The 6716-nt window shown below is 33.2% G+C and carries 9 protein-coding genes; 1 reads left to right on the top strand and 8 read right to left on the bottom strand.

The window, feature by feature from the left end; all coding sequences use genetic code 11:
* Positions 1-326 precede the first annotated feature (326 nt).
* From M3610_RS10565 to M3610_RS10540, 6 genes are all read right to left on the bottom strand, one after another.
* A complete protein-coding gene (locus M3610_RS10565) occupies positions 327-539 on the bottom strand; it encodes a hypothetical protein (protein WP_251459005.1) in 213 nt (70 codons plus the stop codon).
* A gap of 50 nt (positions 540-589) precedes the next feature.
* A complete protein-coding gene (locus M3610_RS10560; protein WP_251459003.1) occupies positions 590-1039 on the bottom strand; it encodes a DUF5063 domain-containing protein in 450 nt (149 codons plus the stop codon).
* Positions 1040-1209: 170 nt separating this feature from the next.
* Positions 1210-1464, bottom strand: a complete 255-nt coding sequence (locus M3610_RS10555) for a CPCC family cysteine-rich protein (RefSeq protein ID WP_251459001.1) — start codon at positions 1462-1464, stop codon at positions 1210-1212.
* Positions 1465-1591: 127 nt separating this feature from the next.
* Complete coding sequence (locus M3610_RS10550) at positions 1592-2275, bottom strand: HAD family hydrolase (RefSeq protein ID WP_251458999.1); 684 nt, start codon at positions 2273-2275, stop codon at positions 1592-1594.
* A gap of 463 nt (positions 2276-2738) precedes the next feature.
* A complete protein-coding gene (locus M3610_RS10545; protein WP_251458997.1) occupies positions 2739-2999 on the bottom strand; it encodes a hypothetical protein in 261 nt (86 codons plus the stop codon).
* Between the two features lie 339 nt (positions 3000-3338).
* Complete coding sequence (locus tag M3610_RS10540) at positions 3339-4364, bottom strand: YncE family protein (RefSeq protein ID WP_251458995.1); 1026 nt, start codon at positions 4362-4364, stop codon at positions 3339-3341.
* A 199-nt stretch (positions 4365-4563) separates the two neighbouring features.
* On the opposite strand from M3610_RS10540, the gene M3610_RS10535 reads away from it, so the two are divergent.
* A complete protein-coding gene (locus M3610_RS10535) occupies positions 4564-5160 on the top strand; it encodes a hypothetical protein (RefSeq protein WP_251458994.1) in 597 nt (198 codons plus the stop codon).
* 140 nt (positions 5161-5300) lie between these two features.
* Here the strand turns inward: M3610_RS10535 and M3610_RS10530 are convergent, their stop codons facing one another.
* Entirely contained in the window at positions 5301-5555 is a 255-nt protein-coding gene (locus M3610_RS10530) for a CPCC family cysteine-rich protein (protein ID WP_251458992.1), read from the bottom strand.
* Positions 5556-5699: 144 nt separating this feature from the next.
* Complete coding sequence (locus M3610_RS10525) at positions 5700-6473, bottom strand: hypothetical protein (protein ID WP_251458990.1); 774 nt, start codon at positions 6471-6473, stop codon at positions 5700-5702.
* Positions 6474-6716 lie beyond the last annotated feature (243 nt).

Here is a 6716-nt window from a genome sequence, read left to right as displayed (position 1 = left end):
GCCTCCACCCCTTGGATAGGCATGACGAAGGAATGATAGGGCTTTTGACCCGTTGAGACATGGGAGGGTAAGCCTCCAAGGGCGGCGTGGAGCATGTACATCATATGGTAAAATATGGAGTTGTAAACCACTCCTCTATTTCCCCATGCTTTCACGAAGCCTAAAAATCTGAACTCATTTCATTTAATCGTTAACTCTATACCAACGGTAATGAAATCCTGCGAATTAGCGAGCATTCGGGAGAAAATCGTATTTAACTGAGGGAGTTGAACAAGTACCTTTTTCATCTAATTCAAATAATGGGTGTAGAACGATGTATCATTAATTCATTGTACTACTTTAATTACGGTCTTTAACCAGTTCAAATGTTCCAATATCTTTTTGCGTTTTACCGAATGTTTGGTAACTCTTAATATCTTTTCATAACGTTCAATTCTTTGCTTTGTAATATCTTCCCAACTCAGGGAGGTATCCACATTTTCAATTAATTCAGTTGAAAAGTTTTGGCTTTGCTTTTCCTCATACTTCAATTTTCTCAATTTTAACAACCTCTTTTACTTTGCTCTTGCACCCGTTAGCTTAATGAGGATTACATAATATTTGCAGAATGTAATGCACGAATTGCATCAACAGCGTGACTACCCCAATGTGCTTTGAAGTGAAATTTCCAATGCCAAATCGCTTCTATTTGCTCATTTTGCTCATACAAAAAAATACCTTCCTTAACATCTTTATAAATATCTAAGATGTCATCAGTTAAGCTGCCACACACAGGTTCCTCTAAGTGGTATGGGTTAAAGACCTCCCAGTAATTCTCGTATTGTTCGAAGTTAATTTGAGGAAGAGATACATCAAAGTCATATAAATCGGCACTTTCTGGTTCAACATCGGGAAGAAACAAGGCTTTGGAATATAATTCTAAAAGAGAAACAACTAGATTTTTTAATTTATCAATTTCCTGATTGGAGTTAAAATTTTCAACTAGGTTGCAATAGTGAATAGCCGAAGTTAAAAGGTTGTCCACTGCTTCATTTTTCATTTTTTTCTCCTCAAATTTTAAGTGTTACCTATTTAAATTCTACATTTTCCAATCGAAAACCTTTTTAAGCTAAACTGCCTAGTTAACACAATAAGATAACGGGATCACCGCAGCCATCCCATTTTCAACATAAGCACCAATATAGTTGAAGAAGGAAAACAAAACTAGTCTCATTCTTGGCTTTTTAATGGTTTAAAAGGTTTAAACTTGATTCCGTTTAGGAGTCTTTCTTCGCACACACCGAACTTAATGAAGTTTTGCCTTGCCTGGTTTAATGAAACCCGATTTGCCCCACCCTCGTAATCTGGGTCTTGAAATTGGACATAATCGTCATGCCAAAAACAAACATTACAGATTTCATCGGTTCCTGGTGGTTCCTCTTCTAATGTTTTATATCCACAGCAAGGACATTTATAATATTTCACTTAAATCACTCCGGCATTTTAAATCTAATTTTAGCATACTTATTTCTAAGTTTAACTTGCTTAGTTAGCACAATAAGAAAATGGGATCGCCACAGCCATCCCACTTTTACATACGCTACCCGTTAGCTTAACAAGACTTGACATTTTGTTTACTTAAATTTTCTATGATTAAAGGTAACTCCGACAAATCATTAACTATGGAATCCGCTTCAACATTATCCCATTGAAAATCTTTTTTCCAAATTCCTTTCATCCCTATATTTTGAGCAGCTTTTACATCATTTTCAGGATGGTCCCCAACAAAAATGCTGTGTTTAGGTGACACCTTTAGGTGTTTTAAGGCTTTTTTAAATATTTGGGGGTCAGGTTTTTTTATTCCTTCCCATTCGGATACCAATATCACATCAAAATGCTTTTCAATTCCTAAAGCTATAATATTATCCATTTGAAATTGTCCATAACCATTTGTAATCATTCCTAAAAGGAGATCTCTGCTCTTTAATTCTTCCAACATTTGAGTAAGATTAGCAAAAGGAACACAGGTATACTTAAACTCACTGATGTAATCTTGAAGTAAGTCTTTCCAGGTTATTTCAGAAATATGAAATTCTTGGGTTAGCTGTTGATATACTTTGTCTTTCCAAACATATCCACGCTTGTCAAGTTCAATAAATCTTGAAATGTATTTCTCTTTTGGTATATGGCTTACCCATTGATTCAATCGTTCATATTGAATATCAATGAATCTCTTTAAAGATTCATCTCTGTTTAACAAAGTTCCATCTAAATCAAATAAGACCGCCTTAATCATTTCTCCAACTCTCCAATAAAAAGTATTTTTTAAGTGTTATTCTCGTTCGTTAATACAAATTCCTTCTTCAAGTAACCTGCAAGTTAGTTTAAGTGCAAAGTTTCACAAAACTATATTCAATTTAAATCAACACTTATGGAGAATAAGATTCAATTTACAAATTATGTAAATAAAAAAATACCTTTGATTAATAAAATCAAAGGTCAAAGTTGAACTTAGTGGTCTAGGCTAAGTCCATTTTAGGAGGTCTAAACTCAGAAGAATTTAAACTATTATTATATTAACATTCTATGAATATTTATTCAATATATTAAATAATAATACCATTAGTATCTTAGATTATCTTTCCATTAACTTAATACAACCCTTTTGAATTAAAGCACCCGTTAGCGTAAGTACATTTTTTCACAAAGACACTTTGTTTTAATAAGAACTGACCTGGTGCCCTTATGTAGGATTTAAATTAAACCATTTCGGAACTATTTCTTTTTTTCCACCAAATTCCAATACCTGTGATTACTGATAAATATATAGGATAAATGATAAAAAATAAAATAACTATTATGCCGCCTCCATAGTTATCACTTTCATAATCTTCTGAGAATATACTCCCAATAACAAACGTAAGGGCAATGACAACCACGAGTGTTATAGCTGTAATAACCAATACTTTTCCGAACAAATCCAAATCCCTAAATCGATTTTTTTTATTTTTACGATTCATTCTTTAGAATCAATTCCTTTTTCGTAAACTTCCAAATTAATAACATTTATCGCCCATCATTATAACATAGCTTCTTTTACTAAACTGCACCGTTACTTTAAAAAGGAAAAAAGACCGCCACAGCGATCGAACAAGCGATAAAAACTATCGCTTCTTTTTCTTTTTCCATCTGTATAGAAACCGTACAACAAACACTGCCAAGATAATAAGAATAAGGATGTAAACCAATTGAAAAATCATGTCTCCGATATTATAATTCACCATTTTTATTCTCCCTTTGACCATCATTATCGTCTTTTTCTGTTTAACTAAGGCAACCGTTAGTTGAATAAGGATGTGTTAAAGTTTTACTCCCTTAAGATTATTCTCAAATACAAAGCCTTTTGTCCAAGTTCCAACAAGAAAATAAGTATCATCTTTGCTAAATTCCGCAAAACAGGCGTATTCTAATTCTTCAATATGGATAGGGGCTAAGTCTTCGAATCCTAATATATAGACCCTATCACTTGAAGTGAGAACAATGTAATTGCCATCGTAGGAAGCAGCAATATGAACAAAATATTCATTTTCATTTTCATCAAGAATCTTTTGCAATTCATATAAATCATCTTCAATTTCTGAAGCGAATTTTTTTTTGAATTTTTTTATTCCTTTATCCAACAAGTGTTCTTTTCTTAGGATGTTTTTTAAATTAGCATCCATAATTGTTAATTCATAGTCCTTATGAACAAAAATATAAACTTGATGAACGGGTTCAAAATACACCAAATCCCAATTCTGTAATTCCAGTGAACTTACAAATGAATAAGACGGTTCGGTTAAAGGATTTTTGACCTTAACTAATTTTTGTCTTGAATAATGATCTCCATTAATCTCTTTAAGATAGTACAAAGTAAACAGATAGGAATTATCATTGGGTACAAACTGATTAAATTCAATATGACTGCCTTCAAGTTCAGTTAATACTTGATATATCCCCGTTTCAATGTTAAGTGTACAAACCTGTTTCTTATCATTTATTTTAAGAACATCAAGAATAGTAAATGGATTATCAAGCAGTGCAAAGTTCCCTTCCACTATTTGAAAAGACTTTCCAGATTTAATCGTCTTAATGAGTTGAAAATCCTTAGTGTTGTAAACACAAAATGTTCCGACAGTGTTTTTTATGTACAGCATTTCATCATTTTGTGAAAAGTGAAGATGGCTCGGATTGTTTGGCTTTTTCAATTCAATAACTTTTTCCCAAGTTTTTGTATCAAATATAACTGTTTTTCCTCCCATAAGATGACACAATAACTTCTTGTCATTCGATAGCACTATTTCATAAGAAGTTTTTAAATTCTTTATTAGGTTCATTTGAAACATAAAATGCCACCTCCAGTTAGTTTCACTTTAAGTTTACTTCAACAAAATGTTTGTGAATTCAAATGGGCATACCCTTTTCCTAAACCATTGCTATTTGTTCGGTGAGGAACTGAAAAAAATACAGACGAACACATCCTACTAAAATGGCTGCAAAACAAAATGTGGTAAAATGGAATAAAATCTTTTATCGGAGGATTCTATGATTTGGTTTTTGTTGATGCTTTTTATTTTTGGTTTAATGATGGGACTATTTCATGTTCCGGTTTGGATTGTATATAGTGTTGTTGGTGTCATGCTTGTTATTTTCATGGTCCGAAACCCACTTTTACTTGGAAAAGATACCGAAAAGATGGAGGCGTACCTAAAAAAATCTAAAGCGCCATTTTATCAATTTCTTTATCATTTTCTACAGGGGGATTTATCGGCAGCGGAAAAAGCAATGGGAAAAATCCGTTCCAAAAAATCAAAACGAATCGCCGAATCGATGCTTTTAATGGAGCAGAAACAATACGGAAAGGCAAAAGAGCTTCTTCAGCAAATGTCTGGACTTAAGACCAAGTGGTATGCATTGTCGGAAATTGCCATTCATGAAAACGATCCGGAAGCATTCGAACAACATAAAGCGAAGTTATCAGACACCTATTTTTTACACATGTTGAATGTTGATCGAGCAGTTCATAACGGAAAAAAAGAAGAAGCGATTGCGCTGCTTGATAACATGATTCCCAAACTTCGTGGCTATAAATTGCTGTCAGCCATCCAGTATCGAAAGCAAATACTCGAAGGAAAGGTCTGACCAAATTTAATGAATAAGTGAAGCCTGAATATAAATCAAGAAAGTCCTTTAAGGACTTTTTTGATTTACAGGATTTGCTAAGCAAAGCTTAGTCTTCATCTGCGAATATTTGTTTACCTTTAATTAAAGCAAAACTAGTCTCATTCTTGGCTTTTTATTGGTTTAAAAGGTTTAAACCAGACTGCTTCTAGGAGTCTTTCTTCGCACACCCCGAACTTAATGAAGTTTTGCTTTGCCTGGTTCAATGAAACCCTATTTGCTCCACCTTCGTAATCCGGGTCTTGAAATTGGACATAATCGTTATGCCAAAGACAAACATTACAGATTTCATCTGTTCCTGGCGCTTCTTTATCTAATGTTTTATATCCGCAGCAAGGACATTTATAATATTTCACTTAAATCGCTTCTCCGTTTTATATCTAATTTAGCATACTTCTTTCTGAATTAACCTACCACGTTCGTATAATTAGAATAAGAGACTCAGCTAGGCACTTTGTTTCGCTCAAGTACCCTGTTTGTTAAAGAAAAAATGTTCAATTTTATTTTTTGGGGTTTATATTTATAATGTAATCCTGTTCCCAGACCCCATTTTTTATAAAACCCCCTATTAACCTAACTATTTTTCCGTTTTCATTAAGCTCTACCTTATATTTTTGTTCTTCATATATTTCAATTAGTGGATTTACTTTAACAGTTTTCACTTCTGAAAGCTGATTATTTTTATAGACGTATTCTTCAATATAGAGGTCTGCATATTGCGGTAAGCTACATAAACTCCATTCATATTTAACAATATGATTATTTTCATAAGTACATCTAGAAACAGCTACGATGTCACCCGTATGACGAAACTCCACTCCTAAAATGATGTTACCATCATAAAGCAAATATTCCTCATCATAATTGCTATCTGGTGTTGTAAATTCATTTACACCTTTCACATGAACCAATCTGTCGTTTGCATCAAAACAGTATTCATATGAATATCTTCCGAAATCCGGTGTTCTTTTAAAAAGCTTACCTCTTTTAAGACCTCCAACGATTAAATCTAATACAGGACTTGGACAATAATAACCTCGGTGTATGGCTTCTCCGCCCTTTGAATACTGAGTATTTACAATTTCCTTTTCTGCCAAACTCCGTAACTGGGATCGTTTCTTTTCATACTTATTTCTGAAGCTTACTAGCTCTGAAATAATGCTTTTGAAGTTATTTAATTTGTCTTGATCAATTTGTATATTGGAATTTTTCAAAGCCTCCATCATTTTGGAGTTTCTTAGCTCTTCTTCAAGCATACGTTCGAATTCGTCCATTTTATCACCTTTTCGCGGTCTTCATATGTCTCGTGCGCTTCTGGAGTTTTCAAAAATTCGTCTTTTTCATAAGTAAAACTCTACAATGATTTCCTTATCCAGAAAAGCAAATCTATTAAGCAAATACACAATCAAAATAGGGGAAAGTGCAGTTGTTCTTTTCCTCTTGCCTCAGTTAGTTCAGCAAAGTAAAAGATTGAAATTTATAAATTTTAACTATAATGCAACCTACTTACAATTAGA

This window comes from Neobacillus sp. MER 74 (assembly GCF_023714155.1).
Note: the sequence above shows the minus strand (reverse complement) of the source record. Positions and strands in the feature narration are given on the sequence as shown.

Bases quoted from the DNA above. Each gene is read 5' to 3' on its own strand.
- M3610_RS10560 (WP_251459003.1), bottom strand. From the start codon at position 1,039: ATGAAAAATGAAGCAGTGGACAACCTTTTAACTTCGGCTATTCACTAT.
- M3610_RS10550 (WP_251458999.1), bottom strand. From the start codon at position 2,275: ATGATTAAGGCGGTCTTATTTGATTTAGATGGAACTTTGTTAAACAGA.
- M3610_RS10545 (WP_251458997.1), bottom strand. From the start codon at position 2,999: ATGAATCGTAAAAATAAAAAAAATCGATTTAGGGATTTGGATTTGTTC.
- M3610_RS10540 (WP_251458995.1), bottom strand. From the start codon at position 4,364: ATGTTTCAAATGAACCTAATAAAGAATTTAAAAACTTCTTATGAAATA.
- M3610_RS10535 (WP_251458994.1), top strand. From the start codon at position 4,564: ATGATTTGGTTTTTGTTGATGCTTTTTATTTTTGGTTTAATGATGGGA.
- M3610_RS10525 (WP_251458990.1), bottom strand. From the start codon at position 6,473: ATGGACGAATTCGAACGTATGCTTGAAGAAGAGCTAAGAAACTCCAAA.